This window comes from Microbacterium sp. MEC084, from assembly GCF_004514465.2.
Lineage (GTDB): Bacteria > Actinomycetota > Actinomycetes > Actinomycetales > Microbacteriaceae > Microbacterium.
On sequence record NZ_MYFP02000053.1, the window covers coordinates 1 to 765 of the forward strand.

The window sequence follows — 765 nt, forward strand, 5'->3', positions numbered from 1 at the left end:
CGTCGAGGAAGGCAACCGTCCCGGTCAGACCGCGGTGGACGCTGCCGAGGCTCGTGAACTGAAGAAGCGGGTCCGCCTCCTCGAACAGGAGAACGAGGTCCTCCGGCGAGCGGCGGCGTATCTGTCGCAGGCGAACCTGAAATTCGGTGGATCCCCAAAATGACGTACCGCTCGTGTCTGAGCTCGCCGACGCGGGGATCCCCGTGACGGTGTCGTGCCGGGTGCTCAAGCTCGCCCGTCAGCCCTACTACCGGTGGCGAAACGACCCCGTCAGGGATGCCGACGTGCTCCGTGCGTATCGGATCAACGCGCTGCATGACGCGCATCACGACGACCCGACGTTCGGATACCGATACCTCGCCGACGAAGCCCGCCGGGCGGGGTGGCGGATGAGCAGGCGCACGGCGTGGAAGCTGTGCTCGCAGGCCGGGATTCTCTCGTCCGCGCAGCGCCGGCGGCGCGGGRAGGGCAAGAAGCCCGGCCCGCCGGTGTTCGACGATCACGTGCAGCGGGTGTTCCGTGCGGACGCACCGAACCGGCTCTGGCTCACCGACATCACGGAGCATTGGACGAGCGAAGGCAAGCTTTACTGCTGCGCGATCAAGGACGTGTTCTCGAACCGCATCGTCGGCTACTCGATCAGCGACCGGATGACCTCGAAGCTCGCCGTCGACGCCGTCCGAAACGCCGTCGCCCGCCGCGGTGAGGTCGCCGGCTGCATCCTGCACGCCGATAGGGGCAGCCAGTTTCGCAGCCGCGCGATGG

1 protein-coding gene is annotated in these 765 nt (G+C 67.5%); it reads left to right on the plus strand.

From position 1 onward, the window contains the following. Nucleotides 1-221: 221 nt before the first annotated feature. On the plus strand, nt 222-765 hold a 544-nt coding region (locus B5M43_RS14910; RefSeq protein ID WP_230668281.1), incomplete at its 3' end, for a DDE-type integrase/transposase/recombinase.